The sequence below is a fragment of the Rhizobium sp. OAE497 genome (assembly GCF_040546565.1).
Lineage (GTDB): Bacteria > Pseudomonadota > Alphaproteobacteria > Rhizobiales > Rhizobiaceae > Rhizobium.
Window position 1 is genome coordinate 978,813 of sequence record NZ_JBEPOA010000001.1, and the last position, 20,570, is coordinate 999,382.

At 63.9% G+C, this 20,570-nt stretch carries 23 protein-coding genes and 1 pseudogene; 17 read left to right on the forward strand and 7 right to left on the reverse strand.

Features of this window, described 5'->3' with window-relative positions; all coding sequences use genetic code 11:
• Positions 1 to 24: 24 nt before the first annotated feature.
• The 5 genes from ABIE40_RS05005 to ABIE40_RS05025 all read left to right on the forward strand — a co-directional run bounded on the left by ABIE40_RS05005 (position 25) and on the right by ABIE40_RS05025 (position 3,606).
• The gene (locus ABIE40_RS05005; protein ID WP_199626472.1) at positions 25 to 1,578 is read left to right on the forward strand and encodes a Na+/H+ antiporter subunit D; all 1,554 of its coding nucleotides are present in this window, start codon (positions 25 to 27) and stop codon (positions 1,576 to 1,578) included.
• Entirely contained in the window at positions 1,575 to 2,048 is a 474-nt protein-coding gene (locus tag ABIE40_RS05010) for a Na+/H+ antiporter subunit E (protein WP_112719168.1), read from the forward strand. The genes ABIE40_RS05005 and ABIE40_RS05010 overlap by 4 nt, the downstream gene beginning before the upstream one ends.
• Positions 2,045 to 2,407 carry a cation:proton antiporter gene (locus ABIE40_RS05015; protein ID WP_199626473.1) on the forward strand — a complete coding sequence of 121 codons (363 nt, stop codon included), beginning with the start codon at positions 2,045 to 2,047 and terminating at the stop codon, positions 2,405 to 2,407. Before ABIE40_RS05010 ends, ABIE40_RS05015 begins: the two co-directional genes overlap by 4 nt.
• Positions 2,404 to 2,736 carry a monovalent cation/H(+) antiporter subunit G gene (gene mnhG, locus ABIE40_RS05020; protein WP_199626812.1) on the forward strand — a complete coding sequence of 111 codons (333 nt, stop codon included), beginning with the start codon at positions 2,404 to 2,406 and terminating at the stop codon, positions 2,734 to 2,736. The genes ABIE40_RS05015 and mnhG overlap by 4 nt, the downstream gene beginning before the upstream one ends.
• A gap of 438 nt (positions 2,737 to 3,174) precedes the next feature.
• Positions 3,175 to 3,606 carry a Ros/MucR family transcriptional regulator gene (locus ABIE40_RS05025; protein ID WP_112389884.1) on the forward strand — a complete coding sequence of 144 codons (432 nt, stop codon included), beginning with the start codon at positions 3,175 to 3,177 and terminating at the stop codon, positions 3,604 to 3,606.
• Between the two features lie 64 nt (positions 3,607 to 3,670).
• Here the strand turns inward: ABIE40_RS05025 and ABIE40_RS05030 are convergent, their stop codons facing one another.
• Together ABIE40_RS05030 and ABIE40_RS05035 are read right to left on the reverse strand one after the other, a co-directional pair.
• Entirely contained in the window at positions 3,671 to 4,870 is a 1,200-nt protein-coding gene (locus ABIE40_RS05030; protein ID WP_199626474.1) for an MFS transporter, read from the reverse strand.
• 433 nt (positions 4,871 to 5,303) lie between these two features.
• Positions 5,304 to 6,200, reverse strand: coding sequence for an AraC family transcriptional regulator (locus ABIE40_RS05035; RefSeq protein ID WP_199626475.1), 897 nt, complete (start codon positions 6,198 to 6,200; stop codon positions 5,304 to 5,306).
• A 98-nt stretch (positions 6,201 to 6,298) separates the two neighbouring features.
• On the opposite strand from ABIE40_RS05035, the gene ABIE40_RS05040 reads away from it, so the two are divergent.
• The gene (locus ABIE40_RS05040) at positions 6,299 to 7,051 is read left to right on the forward strand and encodes an SDR family oxidoreductase (protein ID WP_199626476.1); all 753 of its coding nucleotides are present in this window, start codon (positions 6,299 to 6,301) and stop codon (positions 7,049 to 7,051) included.
• Positions 7,052 to 7,065: 14 nt separating this feature from the next.
• Here the strand turns inward: ABIE40_RS05040 and ABIE40_RS31005 are convergent.
• Positions 7,066 to 7,200 (reverse strand): annotated as a pseudogene (locus tag ABIE40_RS31005) (endonuclease domain-containing protein); the annotation flags it as partial.
• 175 nt (positions 7,201 to 7,375) lie between these two features.
• Between ABIE40_RS31005 and ABIE40_RS05045 the strand changes: the two are divergent.
• From ABIE40_RS05045 to ABIE40_RS05060, 4 genes are all read left to right on the forward strand, one after another.
• On the forward strand, positions 7,376 to 7,816 hold the full coding sequence (locus ABIE40_RS05045) for a helix-turn-helix domain-containing protein (protein ID WP_246777509.1): 441 nt from the start codon (positions 7,376 to 7,378) through the stop codon (positions 7,814 to 7,816).
• Positions 7,809 to 8,621, forward strand: a complete 813-nt coding sequence (locus ABIE40_RS05050; RefSeq protein ID WP_199626477.1) for a DUF6456 domain-containing protein — start codon at positions 7,809 to 7,811, stop codon at positions 8,619 to 8,621. The genes ABIE40_RS05045 and ABIE40_RS05050 overlap by 8 nt, the downstream gene beginning before the upstream one ends.
• A gap of 41 nt (positions 8,622 to 8,662) precedes the next feature.
• The gene (locus tag ABIE40_RS05055) at positions 8,663 to 9,613 is read left to right on the forward strand and encodes an ornithine cyclodeaminase family protein (RefSeq protein WP_199626478.1); all 951 of its coding nucleotides are present in this window, start codon (positions 8,663 to 8,665) and stop codon (positions 9,611 to 9,613) included.
• Between the two features lie 287 nt (positions 9,614 to 9,900).
• Positions 9,901 to 10,665, forward strand: coding sequence for a siderophore-interacting protein (locus ABIE40_RS05060; protein ID WP_199626816.1), 765 nt, complete (start codon positions 9,901 to 9,903; stop codon positions 10,663 to 10,665).
• Between the two features lie 60 nt (positions 10,666 to 10,725).
• Here the strand turns inward: ABIE40_RS05060 and ABIE40_RS05065 are convergent, their stop codons facing one another.
• The gene (locus ABIE40_RS05065; RefSeq protein ID WP_199626818.1) at positions 10,726 to 11,580 is read right to left on the reverse strand and encodes a LysR family transcriptional regulator; all 855 of its coding nucleotides are present in this window, start codon (positions 11,578 to 11,580) and stop codon (positions 10,726 to 10,728) included.
• 89 nt (positions 11,581 to 11,669) lie between these two features.
• Here ABIE40_RS05065 and ABIE40_RS05070 point away from each other — a divergent pair, with 89 nt between their 5' ends.
• The 3 genes from ABIE40_RS05070 (at position 11,670) to ABIE40_RS05080 (ending at position 14,470) form a co-directional block, all read left to right on the forward strand.
• A complete protein-coding gene (locus ABIE40_RS05070) occupies positions 11,670 to 12,371 on the forward strand; it encodes a haloacid dehalogenase type II (RefSeq protein WP_199626479.1) in 702 nt (233 codons plus the stop codon).
• A 20-nt stretch (positions 12,372 to 12,391) separates the two neighbouring features.
• On the forward strand, positions 12,392 to 13,183 hold the full coding sequence (locus ABIE40_RS05075) for an aldolase (RefSeq protein WP_199626480.1): 792 nt from the start codon (positions 12,392 to 12,394) through the stop codon (positions 13,181 to 13,183).
• A gap of 78 nt (positions 13,184 to 13,261) precedes the next feature.
• On the forward strand, positions 13,262 to 14,470 hold the full coding sequence (locus ABIE40_RS05080) for a hypothetical protein (RefSeq protein WP_199626481.1): 1,209 nt from the start codon (positions 13,262 to 13,264) through the stop codon (positions 14,468 to 14,470).
• A gap of 28 nt (positions 14,471 to 14,498) precedes the next feature.
• Here the strand turns inward: ABIE40_RS05080 and arr are convergent, their stop codons facing one another.
• Positions 14,499 to 14,927 carry an NAD(+)--rifampin ADP-ribosyltransferase gene (gene arr / locus ABIE40_RS05085; protein WP_502944800.1) on the reverse strand — a complete coding sequence of 143 codons (429 nt, stop codon included), beginning with the start codon at positions 14,925 to 14,927 and terminating at the stop codon, positions 14,499 to 14,501.
• A gap of 150 nt (positions 14,928 to 15,077) precedes the next feature.
• On the opposite strand from arr, the gene ABIE40_RS05090 reads away from it, so the two are divergent.
• Both ABIE40_RS05090 and ABIE40_RS05095 read left to right on the forward strand, forming a co-directional pair.
• Positions 15,078 to 15,524, forward strand: coding sequence for a DUF2721 domain-containing protein (locus ABIE40_RS05090; RefSeq protein WP_199626483.1), 447 nt, complete (start codon positions 15,078 to 15,080; stop codon positions 15,522 to 15,524).
• 54 nt (positions 15,525 to 15,578) lie between these two features.
• Positions 15,579 to 16,550, forward strand: a complete 972-nt coding sequence (locus tag ABIE40_RS05095; RefSeq protein WP_199626484.1) for a DMT family transporter — start codon at positions 15,579 to 15,581, stop codon at positions 16,548 to 16,550.
• Between the two features lies 1 nt (position 16,551).
• On the opposite strand, the gene ABIE40_RS05100 is transcribed toward ABIE40_RS05095, so the two are convergent.
• Positions 16,552 to 16,926, reverse strand: a complete 375-nt coding sequence (locus ABIE40_RS05100; RefSeq protein ID WP_199626485.1) for a VOC family protein — start codon at positions 16,924 to 16,926, stop codon at positions 16,552 to 16,554.
• Between the two features lie 145 nt (positions 16,927 to 17,071).
• On the opposite strand from ABIE40_RS05100, the gene ABIE40_RS05105 reads away from it, so the two are divergent.
• Together ABIE40_RS05105 and ABIE40_RS05110 are read left to right on the forward strand one after the other, a co-directional pair.
• Positions 17,072 to 17,878: a class I SAM-dependent methyltransferase gene (locus ABIE40_RS05105; protein WP_199626486.1), complete on the forward strand. Its 807-nt coding sequence runs from the start codon at positions 17,072 to 17,074 to the stop codon at positions 17,876 to 17,878.
• Between the two features lie 116 nt (positions 17,879 to 17,994).
• On the forward strand, positions 17,995 to 19,587 hold the full coding sequence (locus ABIE40_RS05110; RefSeq protein ID WP_199626487.1) for an EAL domain-containing protein: 1,593 nt from the start codon (positions 17,995 to 17,997) through the stop codon (positions 19,585 to 19,587).
• 11 nt (positions 19,588 to 19,598) lie between these two features.
• Here ABIE40_RS05110 and ABIE40_RS05115 read toward each other — a convergent pair whose 3' ends face one another.
• The gene (locus ABIE40_RS05115) at positions 19,599 to 20,504 is read right to left on the reverse strand and encodes a DUF1003 domain-containing protein (RefSeq protein WP_199626488.1); all 906 of its coding nucleotides are present in this window, start codon (positions 20,502 to 20,504) and stop codon (positions 19,599 to 19,601) included.
• Positions 20,505 to 20,570: the final 66 nt, after the last annotated feature.

A 20,570-nucleotide genomic window follows, 5' to 3' on the forward strand; every position in this document is an offset into this window, starting at 1 on the left:
ACGTCAAAGGGAGCCACCCTCTAAATGGCCGCTTCAACGACACCGATCGCCGACCTCTCCACCGCCATGCTCACCGCCCCCGTTTCGGCGGGCCACTGGCTGGTCATCCTCCCTGTCGCGCTCTGCATCGTCCTCGGCGCCCTGCTGCTGACGCTGCGTGCCCATGTCCGCCTCCACGCCCCGATCGCCGTCAGCGGCCTCGCGGCCCTCGTCGTCGTCGATGCGCTGCTGCTGCAGAAGGTCATCGCCGAAGGGCCGGTCACCATGGTCATGGGCCGCTGGCTGCCGCCCTTCGGCATTGCCTTCACCGCCGATCTCTTTGGGGCACTGATGGCGCTTGCGGCCGCGATCGCAGCACTGGCTGGCAGCCTCTATGCGCTTGCCGATACCGATGCCGGGCATCGCCGTTTCGGCTTCTTCCCGCTGCTGCTTCTCCTGATGGCCGGTGTCAGCGGCGCCTTCCTCACGGGAGACGTCTTCAATCTCTATGTCTGGTTCGAGGTGCTCTTGATCTCGTCCTTCGGCCTGCTGATCCTCGGCTCCGAGCGCCGGCAGATCGACGGCGCGATGAAATATGCGGTGCTGAACCTGATCGCCACGACGCTGTTCCTGACGGCCGTCGGCTATCTCTACGCCATCTTCGGCACGCTCAACATGGCCGACGTGGCGCAGAAGGCGGCAGGTCTTCGCGACAGCGCGCCGCTGGTGACGCTCGCCGCACTCTTCCTCTTCGCCTTCGCCATCAAGGCCGCCGCTTTCCCGGTGAATTTCTGGCTACCCGCCTCCTATCACACGCCGCGCATCGTCGTTTCCGCGCTGTTCGCCGGTCTGCTCACCAAGGTCGGCATCTACGCGCTGATCCGCGTCATGGTCATGCTGATGCCGGTCGAGCGGGAAGAACTCAGCCTGCTGATCGCCGTGCTCGGCGCCGCAACGACGCTCGCCGGTGCGCTCGGCGCGCTGGCGCAGACCGATATCCGCCGCTTGCTCGGCTATGTCGTGATCTCTGGCATCGGTAACATGCTGGTCGGCATATCGATCGGCACGCCGGGCGGGGTCAGCGGCGCGATCTTCTATGCGCTGCATTCGATCGTGCTGATGGTGGCGCTCTATTTCGCCGCCGGCATTGCCGGGCGTCTTGGCGGCAGCTTCTCGCTGGCGTCGCTCGGCGGGCTCTACCGGGCGCGCGGCTGGTTTGCCGCCGTCTCGCTCATCCTGTTCTTCGCCGCCTCCGGCCTGCCGCCATTCTCCGGCTTCTGGCCGAAGCTGATGCTGGTCAAGGCCTCGCTCGATGTCGGCGCCTGGTGGCTCGCCGCATCGCTGCTGGTGGGCGGCTTCCTCACCACCATCTGCTTCGGCCGCGTCTTCCTGCTCGCCTATTGGCGCCCGGCCGGCGAGGCCGCCGCACCCGCAGCAATCGGCTGGACCATGACCGTGCCGCTGCTGCTCCTGACCGCACTCGTCGTCGCCTTCGGCATCCTGCCGGAACAGCTCCTGTCGCTGACGCAATCGGCGGCCGAAAGCCTCGCCGATCCCTCCGCCTATATCCACTCCGTCTTCCCTGGAGGCGTGCCATGATCGCCTTCCTCTTCAATCTGCTGCTCGCCATCGCCTGGGCCGCCGTCTCCGGCAGCGCCTCGCCGCACAATCTGCTGCTCGGCTTCGTGCTTGGCGCCATCGCGCTCGCGATCGTGCGCCAGTCGATCGGCCGCGGCGCCTATGTCTTCCGCGCCGGCCGCATCCTGTCTCTGGCGCTGCTCTTCCTGAAGGAACTGGCGCTCTCGGCCTGGACGGTGGCGCTCACCGTCCTCAAGCCGAGGATGGATATCAAGCCCGGCATCTTCGCCTTTCCGCTCACCGTCGACCGCGATTTCGAGATCACGCTGCTCGCCAATCTCATCACGCTGACGCCCGGCACGCTTTCCGTCGATGTCAGCGACGACCGCCGCACGCTCTATGTCCACGCGCTCGACTGCTCCAACCCGCAGGCCGCCCGCAAGGCGATCGCCGAGGGCTTCGAGCGCAAGATCATGGAGGCCTTCCGTTGATGGAGCCGTCAGCCATCGTCGCGCTCGCCGCCAATGTCGCGCTCGCCGTCCTCGGCCTGGCGCTGCTCTTGACCGCCTGGCGCATCGTCGCCGGGCCGACGCTATCGGACCGGGTGGTCGGCCTGGATATGCTGACCGGCATCGCCATCGGCTTCATCGCCGTCGTCGCGGTCAAGACCGGCTTCGCGCTCTATATCGACATCGCCATCTCGCTCGGCCTCGTCGGTTTCCTGGCCACCGTCGCCTTCGCCCGCTTCGTGCTGTCGCGCGGCGAGCAGCAGGCGCCGCCCGCCGTCAAAAAGTCCAAGCCCAAGGGCAAGCCGAAGCGCAAAGCCGCCAAGCCGGGGAGGGCAGGCTGATGGAATATGCGATCGCGATCCTCGTCTCGCTTCTGATGCTCGGCGGCGCCTTTTTCGCGCTCGCTGCGGCGATCGGCGTGCTGCGTCTGCCCGATCTCTATTCGCGCATGCACGCGGCGTCCAAGGCTGGCACAGTCGGTTCGGGACTGCTGCTTTTGGCGGCCGGCACCTATTCCGGGGAATTTGCAATCTTTGCGCGAGCGCTAGCCGGCATCGTCTTCCTTCTACTGACCGCTCCGGTTGCCGCGCACCTCCTGGCGAAGGCCGCGCATGCGACCGGGCACAAATTGTGGGACGGTTCCGTACGTGATGAGATGCGCAAACGATGAGAGTATAAAATACAGGGCGTTAAGCAGTTTTACGCAAATTTTGCCTTCGCTTATGGACTAAAGTCGGGTGCTTGCTTGCAAAATCTTAATGTGCGTCGATTTTTTACGTAGAAATCACGCAAATAAGAATTGGACTTTCGGTAAAACGATGATAATTGAATTGCAAGTAGAGTTCTGATTTCGAATTAGAATCGTTTCGCTTTTCCATCCTTAACATTGATATCCAATGTCTAATTAGGGCTGCGGTCGAAGAGTGCGACGGTATGATTCGGATTCAGGCAGTATTGGGACAGAATTCGGCGGCAAGAATCTAGGGGTGGATTCGCGTTTTAGGACATGCTGCCTTAGGCTGGACTTCTGCTGTTAGCCTCTACGAAGGCGATCTTTTTGCTTCTCGAAGCATAGATCATCCATGCATGCGAACAGGAGAAACAAAATATGACGGATACCGCGACCGGCACTGGGCCGGAATTGCTGGTAGAGCTGACGGCCGATATCGTAGCGGCCTATGTCAGCAATCATGTAGTCCCGGTCACCGACTTGGCCAATCTGATTTCCGACGTGCATTCCGCCCTTAGCAACACGTCCGTGCCTCAACCCGCCGCAGCGATCGTAGAAAAGCAGAAGCCTGCTGTTTCTGTCCGCAAGTCCGTTCAGGACGAGCAGATCACCTGCCTGGAATGCGGTGGCAACTTCAAGTCCCTGAAGCGCCACCTGATGACCCATCACAGCCTTTCGCCGGAAGAATACCGCGAAAAGTGGGATCTTCCCGCCGACTATCCGATGGTCGCTCCCGCCTATGCCGAAGCGCGCTCGCGCCTCGCCAAGGAAATGGGTCTCGGCCAGCGCCGCAAGCGCGGCCGCGGCTGATATCAGCGCGCTGTCGATGCCAAGAGCCGGGCTCCCGCCCGGCTTTTTTCGTTTCTGGGCGTTACTATGCGGCGACTGCCGCCTCAACCGGCCGCCGCCCGCGCAGCAGGCAGAGCATGACGATGGCCGAAAGCGAGCAGAACAGGCAGAGCGACAGCACCGCGCCATTGCCGTACTTGCTCATCAGCCAGATGAGAACGGGCGGCGAGGCGGCCGAAATCCAGTTGAGCGGCAGCGCGATCCGCGACAGCGCCCTGGCGAATTCGCCCTTGTCGTAGAACACCAGCGGGATCGTCGAGCGCGCCACTGCCAGCGCACCGCTGCTCGTTCCGTAAAGCACGAGGAAGATGCCGACCGCGACCGGCGAACCCTGCACCGCAAGCAGGATGAGGAGCGACAGGCAAAGCATCGCCGACGAGCCGATGCCGATCGCCACCCCATCCCATTTGTTGTCGGCGACGAAATTCACGCCGCGCGCCGCGATCTGGACGATGCCGAGCGCCGAGCCGAAAGTCAGCGCCTGCGCCGCACTGAGGCCTTCGCCTTTCAAGAGTTCGATCAGCACCGAACTGAAGCCATAGGTGATAAAGGCATTGAAGACGATGGCCGCCACGATCAGCACGAAGGTCCGGTCATAGCTGCGCGCCGCAACGGGCGCCGCCGTCACGCCCGAAGGCGACGCCTCGATGCGTCTGCGCGGCAGGCCAAAGACATAGAGCGGTAGGCAGACGAGAGCCGTGACAAGCGCATAGACCTCGCAGGCGCCCCGCCAGCCGATCTCCGCCTGCAGAAACGAGGTGAGCGGCCAGAAGATCGTGCTCGACAGGCCAGTCACCAGCATCAGCGTACCGATCGCCCGCGCCGCCTTGCGCCCGGCAATCTCGTTGAGCAGGATATGCGCCGGCATGGTCAGGCTGGCGCTCCCTGCGGCGCCGATGATCAGCCATCCCAGGAAATAGACGGCCGGCGAATGCGCCAGCGACAGGAGAAGAAGCCCCGCCGCCGACCCGGCCGTCCCGGCAATCATCACCGGCCGCGCCCCAAGGCGCGCAAACACCCGCGACAACAACGGCGAACACGCCCCCATCATCACATAGAAAACCGTCGTCCCGGCAAAGACTTCAGGCATCCCGATCTGAAGATCCGCCGCCATCTGCGGCGCTGCGACGGCCGGAAATCCGACCGCGCCCCAGCCGATCAGCTGGGCGACGGAGAGAACGGCGAGGGGAAGGAGAATACTGGTCTCGGTATGGTCTTCGGTCATCAATGGTGTCCGGTCTGCAATTGCAAATCATTAGCAAGTGAAGTGTATCGGTTTGATGACAAGGGAGGGTGGGGTGAGGGGCAGGTGAGAGATGAGAGATGAGAGATGAGAGATGAGAGATGAGAGATGAGAGATCTCTATCTCGGGTCCTTGTCGCGATGTCCGGATGGCTGTGCCTGATCGAGTCGATAGCCTATGCGACGCCTCGCCCGTAGCCCATCACCCGGAGCCCCCTCATCCGCCCTTCGGGCACCTTCTCCCCGCTGGGGAGAAGGGGAGGTCACGACGGATGCTCCTGCTGAGCTGTTGAGGCAGCAGATGGAAACGTCCCTTCTCCCCAGCGGGGAGAAGGTGCCGGCAGGCGGATGAGGGGGCCACGCCCAACACCCTTTCCGTCTCACGACGGCATCCTTCCCGCCTCAGCCACGCGACCTCACCCACCCCGCGCATACCGCGCCGGAGGCACTCCCGCATAGCGCGCGAAGGCGACGCTGAACGTGCTCGCCGAGCCATAGCCCACCCGCTCCGCCACCTCGTCCATCCCCATCTCCCGCCTGCGCAGCAGCTGTTTGGCCAGCGCCATGCGCCAGGCGAGCAGATATTCCATCGGCGCCACGCCGACCACGCGCTGGAAGCGGGCGAAGAAGGCGGAGCGCGAGAGCGCTGCTTCCGCCGCGAGATCGGCTACCGTCCAGGGATGCGCCGGGCGCGCATGCAGCGCGTGGAGGGCGGCCGCCAGGCGCTCGTCGGCTAGGCCGCGGCTGAGGCCGGGCGCATCGGCCGTCTCCGTGCCGCAGCGCAGGGCCTCGATCAGCAATACTTCGAGCAGCCGCTCCAGCACCAGTTCGCGGGCCGGGCGCTTTGCGCGGGTTTCCTCGCCGACCAGCTGTATCAGCGTCGCCAGCCGCGGCTCGCCGCGAACGATGACGACGTCAGGCAGCAGCGACACCAGCAGCGCCGCATCCGGCGCGCCGAAGCTGCAATGGCCGATCCGCATGCGCAGATCCGCCGGCCCTTCGAGGCGCCCGGCGCGAAAGCGGCCGTCGCCGAGCTGCGCCGGGATCGTATCCGGCAGATCGGCTGTTCCCTCAAGGCTCTCGTTCACCAGGTCGCGCATCGCCGGCACCAGCACGAAATCGCCGGCCTCCAGGATGAATGGCGGATCGTCCCCGAATCTGACGCGGCAGGCGCCTTCCAGGATGGCGCAATAGAACGGCTCGCCGGTGGCCTCGCGCCGAATGCGCCAGGCGCCGGCGCATTCCACCAGCTTGGAAAAGCGTGCTGCCGGCTGCAGCAGGGTGACGATGTCGGTAAGCGGATCGATGGTCATGATCAGGACTAACGCTAAAGAAATTGAGACTTCAGCCTATAGTAAGTCTTGATCACGGTCACTAGCATCACGGCATTCCTTTTCACATGGAGATGTCTATGCCTACGATTTTGATCACCGGTTGCTCGTCCGGCTTCGGCCTGGAGACCGCGAAACTCTTTCTCGAACGCGGCTGGGACGTCATCGCGACGATGCGCACGCCCGCGGCCAGCCTGCTCCCGCCGTCCGAGCGCCTGCGCGTCCTGGCGCTCGATGTCACCGATCCCGCAAGCATTGCGGCGGCGGTCGCCAGCGCCGGTCCGGTCGATGTGCTGGTCAACAATGCCGGCTTCGGCGCCCCGGCGCCGATCGAGCTGACCGACCCCGAAACGGCGCAGTCGCTGTTCCAGACCAATGTGATCGGCACGCTGGCGATGATCCAGGCGGTGCTGCCGCAGATGCGCCAGCGCCGGGCAGGCGTCATCGTCAACGTCACCTCGACGGTGACCGTCAAGACGCTGCCGGTCATCGGCGTCTACCGCGCGAGCAAGGCGGCGGTGAACGCGCTGAGCGAATCCCTCGCCGTCGAGGTGGCGCCCTTCGGTGTGCGCGTCCATATCGTCCTGCCCGGCCGCTCGCCCGAAACCCGCTTCGGCCAGAACGCCCGCCCGCATCTGCGCGGCGCCGACGATCCCGATTACGCGCCGCTGCTCCAGCAGTTTGTGAAAAGCGTGCAGGAGGATACCGGCCCGGTGACCCATGCGCCCGATGTTGCCGCAGCCATCTGGCGCGCTGCCACCGATCCCGCCGCGCCGCTGCGCATTCCCGGCGGTGCGGATGCGGAGATCTGGATGGCTGAAGCGGGGTTGTAGGTCGACCGATTGAGCGTCTCACCCGCGGCCCCCTCATCCGCCCTACGGGCACCTTCTCCCCGAGGGGAGAAGGGAAAATCGGAGCCCGCCGCAACTCCCCTTCTCCCCTCGGGGAGAAGGTGGCCCGTAGGGCCGGATGAGGGGGCTCCACGCTCGGCGCTCTATGGTCGGCCCATGGTATAGGAAAATAATCCACAAACCCTTTCAATAGGTTACGCCACAACCAACTCAAAATCCACCAATCCTCTCCCATCCCACTCTTCCCGCCCCATCATTCTTCAGCTACGGTATATGAATTAATTCCTATTACCCAGGAGTTTTCAAATGCCGCTCAATCAAATCCCTTTACCCCGCCACCGTCTCGAAACCGCGCTTCGTCCGCTGATCGACGACGAGCCGCCGGCGCCGCCTCCGCCTCCGCGCCCGCCATCGGTCTCGCTCCCCATCCGCACCGTCTGCCGCATCGCCCAGAAGATCACCGCCGAGATGGTGATGATCACAGGCAGCCGCATGCTGGAGCGGCGCGACCGGCGGCGCATGCTCTGCCACGTCCGCCAGATCGCCATGTATGCCTGCCACACCGCGCTGCAGCTCACGCAACAGGACATCGCCGGCGGCTTCGGGCGGCACCGGTCGACGGTGGCGCATGCCTGCATGGTCGTCGAGCAGCGCCGCGATGATGCCGCCTTCGACGATTTCGTCTCGGCGATCGAGCGCACCGTCGTCTCGGTTTTCCGCTTTCCGGAGGTCTCGGCCCATGAGTGAGGCGGCGAACAACAAGGCGATGCTGAAGCTCCTGCGCTTCCTGTCCGGTGGCGAGGCGAGGGTGGAGGGGCAGGGGACGCCGGCACCGGTGCTCCACCGTGCCGGCAGCCGCCACGCGCTTCCGGCCGCCGTGCTTGCCGAGGCGATCTCCCGCGGCCTCGTTACCGAGACCCGGTCCCGCCTCAGTCTTGCACCGCCTGCACGCGCCTATCTGCGGCGCGCGCTCGCCGCCCGCGAGGAAGCCTTCCTCGAACAGCATGGCGAGATCGCCACGGCGGTCCGCGAGATCGACGGCACGCCGCAGACTTTACGCGTTAACGAGGCGGAATCGCCGCTCGCCGGGCTTGCCCGGCTGAAGGACAAGGGCGGCGAGCCCTTCCTTCCCGCCGAAGCATTGGCCGCCGGCGAGCGCCTGCATGCCGATTTCACCCGCGCCCAGCTGCAGCCCCGCGTCACCGCCTCCTGGCAGCCGCGCCTTTCCGGCCGCACCAAAGGCGAGCGCGGCGGCATGGCCGATCTCGCCGACAGCGCCATCGCCGCCCGCATCGCCGTCAACCGCGCCATCGAGGCGATGGGACCGGAGCTCGCGGGCGCAGCCCTCGATATCTGCTGCTTCATGAAGGGCCTGGAAACCGTGGAGCGCGAACGCCAATGGCCGGTCCGCTCCGCCAAGCTGATGCTCCGCACCGCCCTCCTGGCGCTCGCCCGCCACTATAACCCGCCGCGGCGCAGCGCGCGGATGCAGCATTGGGGCGAGGAGGGATACAGGCCGGGGATGGAGACCTGGCCCTTGACCTCAACCTAGGTTGAGATGCCAGCCTTTCGCGGATCGGCGCGGAGGCGGAAATGATTGTTCTTGGTGACGAGCAGCTGGCGGCGATGCCGTCAATGGCATTGGCGATAGAGGCGGTCGAGGAGGCTCTGGCGGCAAGGGCCGCCGGTCTCCTCATCGCGCCGCCGCGGCATGCGGTTCCCTTTGCGGGGGCGGGAAGCCTCGTCTTCACCGTCGGAGGGTCGATGGGGGAGCGGGCTCTGGCCGGTTTCCGCGCCTACGAGACCTTCGCCGGGAGCAGGCAGGATCAGGTCGTCGCCGTCTGGTCGATCGCGACCGGCAGGCTGGAAGGCGTCGTCGTTGGCGAACAGCTCGGCGCCGTCAGAACCGGTGCGATCGGCGGCATCGCCATCCGTCGCATGTCCTCCGGGAGCGCGGCGAACGTTGCCGTGATCGGCGGCGGTCTGCAGGCCCGGACACAGCTCGAAGCCGCATCGATCGTCCGGCCTCTCCGGCAGGTCCGCGTCTTCAGCCGCAGCAGCGAAAGATGCCGCGCCTTCGCTGCCGGGATGGGAGCCCGGTTGAAGCTGCCCATCTTGCCCGAGAGTTCGGCGCGCGAGGCCGTAGCGGATGCCGACATCGTCATTTGCGCCACGGATAGCAGGGTTCCCGTCATCGAGGCCGCCTGGCTGAAACCCGGCGCGCATGTCAATTCCGTCGGCCCCAAGACGGTGGATGGCCACGAGCTCGACCTCGATATCGCCCTGAAGGCGGCAATGGTCGCCACCGATTCCATCGAGCAGACGACAGCCTATGACGCACCGTTCTTTCTCTCCAAGGCTGCTGCTGCCATGCCGCTTGCCGATCTGAGCGCGCTTGCCGGAAATTCATCCGCAAGACCGGTGGGAGAGGACGAAACGACCCTGTTCTGCTCCGCCGGCCTTGCCGGAACGGAAGTCTTCGTCGCCGCCAAGCTGATTGCCGCCTATCGCGATCGGCGGGAAGCGGGCGGCTCAAATACCTGAAGCAGTCATCTTTTTTGATCCGCCATCGCATCCTATATTGCCATTCAGATCATCACCGGACCCACCAGCCTTGCAAAAGTTAAATCTTAGCAACATTGGATATTCCTTCCGCGCAGCCTCTTGCGCCGGGGGGCACTGTCGGTTTAAGCCGGTTCGTCACTGCCCGGGCGTCTGCCCGGCCACGTAAGCGTTAACGTCACTCAACGCGTATGATCGAACGGCTCTGCGGCTTCGATCTGCGCGACTGTGTCCTGCGGATCGAGCTTTATGAGCCTCTGAAGGACAAGATGGATACCAACGCCAAGGATATTTCCGCCCCCGAAATCGAACGTGTCAGGCATGAGCTGCGCCGCCGCTCGCTGGTCGCCGAAAGCGTCACCGACATCACGCCCGGCATGCGCCGCGTCGTGCTCCGTGGCGAAGACCTCGCCGATTTCGTCAGCCTCGCGCCGGATGACCATATCAAGGTCATCGTTTCAGGCGCCGATGGCGAGGAAGAGCGCCGCGACTATACTCCGCGCCGCTACGACAACGCCGCCCGCAGCCTGACCATCGATTTCGCCCTCCACGAGGCCGGTCCGGTCACCCAATGGGCGATCGATGCGAAACCGGGCACCACGCTCGAGATCGGCGGCCCGCGCGGCTCGGCTGTCATCTCCGACAAGGTCAAGCGCTGGCTGCTGGTCGGCGATGAAACCGCGCTTCCGGCAATCGGCCGGCGTATCGAGGAAAGCGGCGAGGGCAGCGTCATCACCGTGCTCGGCGCCGTCGCCGGGCCGCAGGAGCAGCAGAGCTTCGAGACAACGGCTGAGCTCACCACCCGCTGGGTCCACCGCCCGCTCGATGCCGCAACCGATCCCGCACCGCTGATCGCGGCGCTCAGCGGCATCGACATCGCCCCGCAGACCCTCGTCTGGGTCGCCGCCGAAGCCTCGGTGGTGCGCGCCACCCGCGCCTATCTCACCGAGGAGCGCGGCTATCCGCTCGCCTGGATCAAGGCCTCCGGCTACTGGGTCAAGGGCAAGGCCGATACGACCGAAAAGTTCGGCTGAGACATCGGCTGAGGGGCGGGCGCCACGCTCGCCCCTGCCGCATTTCCGGGCCAATCGGCCCTAGGGTGCCAGGTTGCCGGTCAGGAATTCGCCGAGCGATTTCGCCTCCGCCGAAAGCCGCGGCCGCCCTTTCACCAGCGCCAGCTCCGATGCCGGTTGCGGCTCGAAGCCATCGGCGGCCGAAAGCGGCCGGTGCTCCGGCAGAACCGCATCCGATGGCAGCAGGCTGATGCCGAGACCGGAGGCGACGGCCGCCTGCACGCCCATCAGCCCCTGGCTGGTATAGGCAATCCGCCAGCGCCGTCCGCTGCGCTCGATGGCGCGGATTGCCCGCTCGCGGTAAATGCAGCCGACCGGAAACACCGCCAGCGGCACCGGATCGCTCTCCGCCGCCCGCGTTTCACCCTCCACCCAGATCAGCTCTTCCTTCCAGCTTGCGAGTGCTGCGCCATCGCCCGGCTCCCGCTTGATCAACGCCAGGTCGATCTCGCCGGCTTCCAGCAGGCGGCGCAGCTCCGTGCTCCAGCCGCTCACCGTATCGAGCCGGATATGCGGCGAGGCGGTCGAAAAGCCCGAGAGCAGCCCGATCAGCCGCCGCCCGGCGAAATCCTCGGGCACGCCGAGCCGCACCGTGCGCGGCGCCGCCGGCCTGCGCATCGCCTCGGCCGCTTCCTCGGCGGTCGAAAGCAGCCGCCGGGCATAGCTGAGCAGCAGCTCGCCCGCCTCCGTCGTCTGCACCCCGCCCGTCGTGTCGCGCAAGAGCAGCGCATGGCCGATATTGGTCTCCAGCTTCTTCACCTGCTGGCTGACCGTCGATTGCGTCAGATGCACCCGCTCGGCCGCCCGGGTGAAGCCGCCGGTATCGACGACAGCGGCAAAGGTTTTGAGGAGATCGAGATCGAAGCCGTAGCTCATTTGATTTTTCACTGAGAGAAATTTCCTTATTTAATTTCTCAATGGCGCCGACCTTTGTCAATCTGCTCCCACAAAAGGAGACGACGGATATGACCCTTTCCGGAAACCGCCCGCGCTGGCTGACCTTCGATTGCTACGGGACCCTCATCCAATGGGACGAGGGCCTGCTCGCCGCCATGGACAGGATCCTGTCGGCGAAGGGCGGCGATATCGATCAGACAGCCTTCATCGCCACCTATGACCGCCACGAACATGCGCTGGAAGAGGAGCGTCCGCACCGCTCGTTCAGCGATGTCAGCGCCATCGCGCTGGAGCGGGCGATGGGCGAATTCGGCCTCGCATTCACCCCCAGTGATGCCGAAATCCTGACCTCCTCGATCGGCAGAATGCCGCCATTTCCCGAAGTGGTGGAGACGCTTGGGCGCCTGAAGGCGGCGGGCTTCCGCCTCGCCATCATCTCCAATACCGACGATGCGATCATTGCGGGCAACGTCGCCCAGCTCGGCGGCCATGTCGACCGCGTGATCACCGCAGAGCAGGCCGGTGCCTACAAGCCCACCACCCAAATCTTCCATCATGCCTGGAAGGAACTCGGCATCGGCATGAATGATCTCGTCCATATATGCGCAAGCCCGCATCTTGACCTTGCCGCCGCGCGCAGATTGGGCTTTCGTACGGTCTGGGTCGATCGCGGCACGGGGCGCAAGCCGCTCAGCGATTACAGCGCCGATGCGGTCGTTCCCGATCTTGAAAAGGTGCCCGGCGTGCTCGCTGCCGCCGGCTGGATGTAACCACTGCTGCGGAGGCAAACATGGCTCACGAACTGAACATCACTAACGGCGCGCCTGCCCTCCTGCGCAATGTCTCGCTCGATACCGAGGAGATCTGGAAGGCGCGCGCCGATCTCGCCGCCTGCCTCAGGATGGCCGCGAAACTCGGCCTGGAGGAGGGGATCTGCAACCATTTCTCCGCCGTCGTCCCCGGCCATCCCGATCTCTTTATCGTCAACCGCCTCGGCTGGGCCTTCCAGGAGGCGACGGCCTCGTCGCTGCTGATCTGCGATTTCGAGGGCAATGTCGTCGCCGGTGACGGCGTGCCGGAGGCGACCGCCTTCTATATCCACGCCCGCCTGCACAAGATGTCGCCCCGCGTCGGCGCTGCCTTCCACACCCATATGCCGAATGCCACGGCGCTCAGCATGGTCGAGGGCGAACCGCTGGTCTGGGCCGGCCAGACCGCGCTGAAATTCTACGGCCGCGTCGCCGTCGACGAGAATTACAACGGCCTGGCGCTCGACGAGCGCGAAGGCGACCGCATCGCCGCCGTCCTCGGCGGCAATGACATCCTGTTCATGAAAAACCACGGCGTCATGGTCTGCGCCCCCAATATCGCCGAGGCCTGGGACGATCTCTACTACCTCGAACGCGCCGCCGAAGTGCAGCTCAAAGCCATGAGCACCGGCCGCCGCCTCCTGCCGGTTCCGGCCGAGGTGGCTGCCGCCGCCGCGCGGCAGATGCGCGAGGGGGATCCCGAGAGTGCGCGCATGCACCTGGAGAGTGTGAGGCGGGTGCTGGATAGGGAGGGGTCTGGCTATCGGGATTGAGGGGGCGACGGTGCCGACGATTGATGATGGGCGGTCGGTTTGCCTGCCGCTAGACACCGCAAACCTCACGGTGGACTGATGAAAAGCTTTACCTGGGAGCGAGCGCCATTTTCTGTATGTGTGATCTGTGAGAAGAAAACGTTTGGACTTCTCCGAGCCGGTGGCCACACGCTTACAATGAGATGTTCAAGCTGTCGGCATGCGGAAAACCTCGAGCTTCCACCCGTCGACAAGAAAGTAATCTACCTCGATCAGTTCGTCTTCAGCTTGCTCTTCAATGTTGCTTCCGGTGGGCGCTTGCCAGTTGGGCACGAAGCGTTTGCCACAGAGTTGCACCACCGCCTGCGCCGTCTGGTTCTGCTGCAACAAGTCATTCTCCCTCACTCTGATATCCATCGAGACGAAACAACCGTTTTTCACAGCCCCATGGAGTTGCGGGAAGCATACGAATTTATCGGGGGAGACGTGTCGCTATCCGACACATCGACCATCGAGCTGGCGCAGGTGTTGGAAGCCGCAGAGGCGTATTTAAACAACACGCCGCTCTCCCTTAATCTCTCCGTTGATGAAGTTTTGGAGAGCAAGCGAAATGAATGGCTCTCGGACATGCACATCTCCGTGCGGTCCGATTATAGCCAGCTTGCCGACGGCATTCGAAAGATGCGTGATGAAGCGCATGGTGAGATGGAGAAGCTTGCAGCTCGTTGGGCAGCCGAGAAGCCAGATTTTGAAACCGTTCTTAAATTGGAGCTGGACGCAGTTCTCCCTGGAAAGGTCGGCGCATTGGTCGCGACCGAGAGGAAGAAGTCCAGCGCCGACCCGGAGATTTTCTTCAATGCGGTCAACTCGCCGATCCAGAGGGAAGTCCGGACCTTGTTGAAAGTCATGCAAAACGCGGGCGTCCCTGGCGATGAGGCAGGCCAAAAAGTCCGCGACCTATGGGCATCTGACTTCCATAAGCAGTTGCCACATCATCGCATTTCAGCTTACCTTTTCGCTGCTACAGCCAGACGGGTCGTAAGAGGGCAGAAGACGATCATCGACAGGGGGATGATGAACGATATCCGCGCTATATCAGCCTATGCCCCATATCTCGATGCGATGTTCGTGGACAAGACGTCAGCTCAATTACTTCAAGAACGGCCGCTTTCAGACGACTTGGAATACAGAGCGAGAATCTTCTCCTTTGCCAACCGTGACGACTTCATGGCCTACCTCGAAGAGCTAGAGGCTAACACCCCTGCTGACGTTAGGGAGATGGCCTCACGCATCTACGGCGTGACGTGAGGGGACCGGTTTCCGTTCGCCTCCCGCATCAGTTGATAATCTCGGCCCGTTCATCTGAAAGCAGCACGGCCAGCCGTTCTCTCCACGCCTGCAGGGCTTCAGGCGTCAATCGGGTCCAGTGCGTGATTTCGCCGAGGACCCTAAGCGGGGCGCGGCTGCGGTAGGACCGGGTCGGGTTTCCGGGGAATTTCTTGTCTGTCACATTCGGGTCGTTCTCGAATGGCCCTGTCGGTTCCACCGCGTAGACATGCGGAATGCTGCCGCCTTTGATGAGTTCCGCGGCAATTTCGGCGGCAAGCCCGGCGCCGTCCACAAGGCTTGTGAAATAGATGTGGTTCATGACGACATCAGGATGGTAGTTCGACCTGTATCCTGCGGTGAGCAGATCACCCGCGCGCAAGGCCGCGACTGTGCCATGAAAGAAAGGTCCCTTGTCGAGCGCGTCCGTCATCGCAATCCTCCCTCGCTTGTTCCTGTCCTTCTAGCCGGCGAGCCAAGCCGTGCCAACGTCCTCCTTGGCTGAGCCTCCACCTTTCACATTGCCTCCGTGGAAGCCCCCGCCATATCCTGATATCCTGTTGCAGCATCGAACTGTTAGGGAATCCGGATGGACACCCCTCCGATCATTGTCGACTATGCAGAAGTCATCCAGACCTCGCTTGCCCCGGTTTTCCTGCTTGCCGGCACCGCGGCCTTTGTCGGGATCTACGTCACCCGCCTGGGGCGCGTCTCGGACAGGCTGAACGAGGTGACGGACACCCACCTGCCGCGCGAAAACCGCTCGCGCCAGCTCGTCTATCTCCGCAGCCGGACCCTGATCCTCGAGGCCGCCGTCATCCTTGGCGTTTTCGCCGGTATCTGCACCTGTTGCGCAATCCTCAATCTTCTCTCAGGCGCGCTTGCCGTGCGTCTCAGGCCAGAAAATCTGGTGTGGTTCTTCGGCGGCGCCATCGTTTCGCTGATGGCCTCGTTGGCCGCCTTCCTGCTCGAGCTCCTCGTCTCCGGCCACAGCATGCTGCGGCAGATCAAGATGGATCGCGATCAGGGCGGCTGAGCGCGCCGTCGCCCACATCTGTGCAGCGCAGGGGAATTGTGGCATAACTCCTCCATGGCGATACATGTCTTGGCGGTCCATCGTGACACGGTCGGGACGGAAGAGGGGCCGGGCGGTTCGCTTGCTGCCGCCTATTCCGTGGGCGTCTTCTGCTGGCTGCTGTCGGCGGGCGTTTATATCGCCGCCAAATGGGTCTCTCCCGAGATGCCGCCCTGGGCGCTGTGCTTCTGGCGGGTGCTGATCGCCTGGGCGATCCTGATGCCGATCGTCTACCGGCATTTCCCCGCCATGATCGCGCTGGCGCGGGCTCGCGGCCTGGAGCTGCTCGCCATCGGCGGCATCGGGCTTGCGATCTGCCAGGGCCTGATCTTCGTCGGTCTCGAACATGCCGATGCCACGACCGCCGGCATCATCATCGCGCTGATCCCGATCATCACCATGATCCTCGCCCGTTTCATCCTGGCCGAACCGATGGGGCGCTGGCAGGTGATCGGCTCGATCCTCGCCTTTCTCGGGATCCTGGTCATCATCGTCAAGGGCAACCCGGCGGCACTCCTGCGCCTCGATCTCAATCCCGGCGAGCTGTGGATCGTCGCCGGCGCCTTCTGTTTCAGCCTCTATACGGTGCTGCTGCGCCGGGCGAAATTCGATCTGAACCGCCTGGCGCTCCTGGTTCTGCTGCTTGGCGCTGCAGTCGCGACGGCGCTGCCCTTCTACCTCTTCGAGCTTGCCTCCGACGAGCGCTCCGCGCTGACCGCCAGCGGCCTCCTGGCGCTCGGCTATGTGGCGATCCCGGGCGGCGCGGTCATGTACTACCTCTTCAATCGCAGCATCGAGGCGCTCGGCGCGGCGCGCGCCGGCGTGCTGCTCTACATCCAGACGATCTTCATCGCCGTGCTCGCCTACCTCATCCTCGGCGAACAGCTGCAGCGCTACCATCTCGAAGGCGCAGCCCTCATCGTCGCCGGACTGCTTCTCATCATCCTGCTGAAGTCGAAGGCCGGAGCGGAAGCGACGAAGGCCTAATTCACTTCGTCGCCTGCGTCCGCGCCGTCAGCTTGTTGCCGTCGGGGTCGCGGAGATAGGCGACGAAGGCGCCGTTCGGGCGTTCCGTGGGCGGGGTCTCGATTGCCGTGCCGCCATGCGCGGCACCGGCGGCATGCCAGGCGAGAACGTGGGCCTGGCTTGCGGCACCCATGCCGATCGTTCCGCCATTGGCGGCGGTCGCCGGCTTGCCGTCGATCGGTGTGGTGATCATCAGCCGGCCGCCCTCATGGTCATAGATCAGCCTGCCTCGCGCATCCATCTCGCCGGGCTTGCCGCCCAATGCCGCGAAGGTGGCGTCATAGAAGCGGCGCGACCGCTCCAGGTCGTTGCTGCCGATCATGATGTGGGTGAACATGTTTCATCTCCATAAGCGGGGCTATTCCGGGCTAGCCTAACCGCAGAGATGCGCAGCCGGAAAGCCAAATCAAGGTGGACCTTGCTTTCGCAGTTTCGCGGCACATGTGGCCGTTAGTAGGAAGCGGTATGATGGAGGATCACGCTTGCCGGTCTACGACGAAAAAACCGACGATGAGAAGGCGCGCTGGTATTCCAGCGGTGCACGGTTCTACGTGGAGGGACGGCCGCGTTATCCGGCTGCGCTGATAGCCGCAGCCGCAGCCGTCGCGGGATGGCGGACGGACAGCCGCGTTCTGGAAATCGGCAGCGGCCCAGGCACCGCCACGCAGGATTTCGCCGCGCTCGGCGGCCGCTTTACCTGCGTCGAGCCGAATGCCGATTTCGTGGCGATTGCGCGTGAAGTCCTCGCCCCTTTTCCCGATGTCTCCTTCCAGACGAGCACGCTGGAGCAGGCCGATCTCCCGGTCCCGTTCGATATCGTTCTTGCCGCATCCTCCTTCCACTGGATCGATCAGCAAAGAGGCGTCCGGCGCATCGGCGAAGTGCTGGCGCCGGGTGGATTTGCCGTGCTGCTGTGGAACAAGGAGCCCCAGCCGGTGGCCGGGCAGGCCGAGGCAGTGGAGGAGGCGTTCCGGCGCTCCGGCTACAAGCAGCCGATTGCGAGACAATCGCGGGATGATGTCGCCGCGGTGTTCCGCGGTCTTGCCGGGCCCTTGCAGACACAGGCTTTCGAAGAGAGGCTCTTCTGCCATGTCGAGCTTGCCGAAGACTACGGCATCGAGCGTTTCGTCGCCCTGCATCGCAGCCTCTCGCCCTTCCTGGCGCTCGCCCCGGAACGGCAGGAACGTGTCGCCGAGGCGTTGACAGAGAATCTTCGCGCGCTTCTCGGCCCGGTCATCCCGACGACCCGCATATCGGCCGCCCACATCTTCCAGAAGGCAGAGCGCTGAGGCAAACTGCGGCGCGCGCGAATTCAACCCGATAAAATACTTAAAATTGCAATCCCGGTCTAAGACCTGCGTTAAGCGATTTGTGGCTGAATGGGGCTCTGTGGAGGGTCATCCGCATGCAGGCAAGGCGTTCAAGGGTCATCGTACTAAGCGTCGTGCTGGCAACCGTCGGCGCGCTTATCCCTCTCGCGGTCATGGGCCATGCCTCCTGGAAACTGGCGATCAACAAGGAGCTCCGGGTTCTCGACGAAGCCGGCAATGACGCGATCGCCCGCGCACGCTTCACCTTTGCCGATGCCCGCAAGGCGCTGGTCGATATGGAGGCCTCCGGCGCCGCCCGCTGCTCTCCCGCCCATCTGGCGCTGATGCGCACGCTGACGATCAATACGCCCTCCGTCGAGGAGATCGGTTATTTCGACAACGGCAAGCTCAAATGCACATCCTGGGGCCTGACCGAAGGCGATATCGGCAAGGCTCGCGTCGATTACGTGACGCCTGACGGCGTGGAAGTGACGCTTCGCATCCAGCCGGCCGTGACGCACGCCAAGCCGATGGTCGCCCTGCATCTGGGAAGCCACAACGTGCTGGTGACGCCGTCCCGCTTCGTCGATATCGGCCTGCCGCCGGATGTCTCGCTCGCGCTCACGAATTCCACCGGGCTGTTGATCGATGGCAAGAACAGCCCCGATGTTGCCTTCGCGCGCCGCCACCTCGAACAAAAGGCCGATGGCATCGACGGCAGCGACATGTTCGCCACCGTTGCCGATGGCGGCCTTGCCGCCGTGGTCACCGAGCCCGTCACCAAGGTCTATTCACGGCTGCGCGGCGAGCTGCTTTTGCTGCTCCCGGCCGGCCTGTTCATCGCCGCCTTCATCGTCGGCATCGTCATCTACTTCTCGCGCCGCCGGCTCTCGCCGCGCGGCGAGCTCGAGATCGGCATCCACAAGCGCGAATTCCTCGTGCATTACCAGCCGATCGTCGAGCTTTCGACCGGCGTCTGCGTCGGTGCCGAGGCGCTGGTGCGCTGGAAATGGCCGAGCGGCACGATGGTGCGCCCGGACCTCTTCATCCCGCTCGCCGAGGAAACCGGCCTGATCGCCGCGATCACCGATCAGGTCGTCGATGGCGTCATCAGCGATCTCGGGCGCACGCTGGAGCAGGATCGCTCGCTCCATGTCGCGATCAACATCTCCGCCGATGACATCAAGACCGGGCGCTTCCTCGACATGGTGTCGCTGAAACTCAAGAAAACCGGCATTCGCAACGAGCAGATCTGGTTCGAGGCGACCGAGCGGGGGTTCATCGATATCGATGCGGCCCGCATCAGCCTCGACCGCGCCAGAAAGGCCGGCCATTCCGTCGCGATCGACGATTTCGGCACCGGCTATTCCAGCCTGCAATATCTCCAGGGGCTGCCGATGGACGCCTTGAAGATCGACAAGTCCTTCGTCGACACGATCGGCAAGGGCACCGCGACCAGCGCCGTTACTTCCCACATCATCGAGATGGCAAAGGAGCTCGGGCTGTTCACCGTCGCCGAGGGCGTGGAAACCGAGGAGCAGGCGAGCTACCTGCGCGAACACGGCGTCACCTTCGGGCAGGGATGGCTGTTTTCGAAGCCGCTGACGGCGGCCGATTTCATCAAGTTTCACGCGGCATCGGTGGCACGATACGGCCGCGCCGCCGAGGTCATCCGCGTCGCCGCCTGAGTGCCCTGCAATCAGCTATCCGTCTCGTCCGCCCTCGAGGCATTGAACAGGTTCTTCAGCGCACTGGTCTTGGTCTTCTGCGCCTTGCTGAGCTTCAGGGCGCGGTTGGCGGCCTTGGCCTGTTCCAGCATCATCTCGATCTGGATCTGCTGGATCTCGGTCAGCCGCTCCCATTGCCGGTTCAGGAGGTGGTCGACCTTTTCGTGCAGGTGGCGGATTTCGAGTTCGGCCTTGAGGTTGACCTTGTAGTCGTTGAGCGCCCGCAGCCGGTCCTTCGATTCCTGGCGGCGCTGGCTCATCATGATGATCGGCGCCTGCAGCGCGGCGATGGTCGAGAGGATGAGGTTCAGCAGGATGAAGGGATAGGCGTCGAAGGCCCGCTGCTCGCCCATCAGGAAGTTGATGCCCATCCACACGGCGAGGAACAGGCAGAAGGAGATGATGAAGGTCCAGCTGCCGCCGAAGGTGGCGACGACATCGGCGACGCGGTCGCCGATCGAGCGGCGCTCCTCGTAATCCTCTTCGATGTTTTCGGCCAGCGTGTCGTGGCTTCTGAGGCTTTCGACGACCTCGTCCTCGAGGTTTGAAAGCTCGCCGCGCTCGTCGCGCAGCAGCTCGGCGATATACTGGCCGCGATAGTCGTCGACGACCTTTCGGTTGATATAGTCGTCCGAGCGCAGGCCGGGATGCTTCTGGCGCATGAAATCGGCAAGGGCAGGGCGCAGGTCGTCGAAGTGGATGGCGTCCTTCTTCTTCAGCGCCGCACCGGTGATGGCATCGACAAGGCGCACCGACTTCGCCTTGGCCTGGGCCAGGCTGTCGCTGTAGTCCTTCATCTCGACGGTGGCGGCCTCGCCGTGCCCGGCATCGAAATCCACGATCCCGCCTGCGAATTCAAGGGGCTTTTCTTCTGCCATCCGACGATCCTCTGTACCGTTTTTCTGCGCTCTAAACATCAAATCGAACAGGATTGTGACACTATC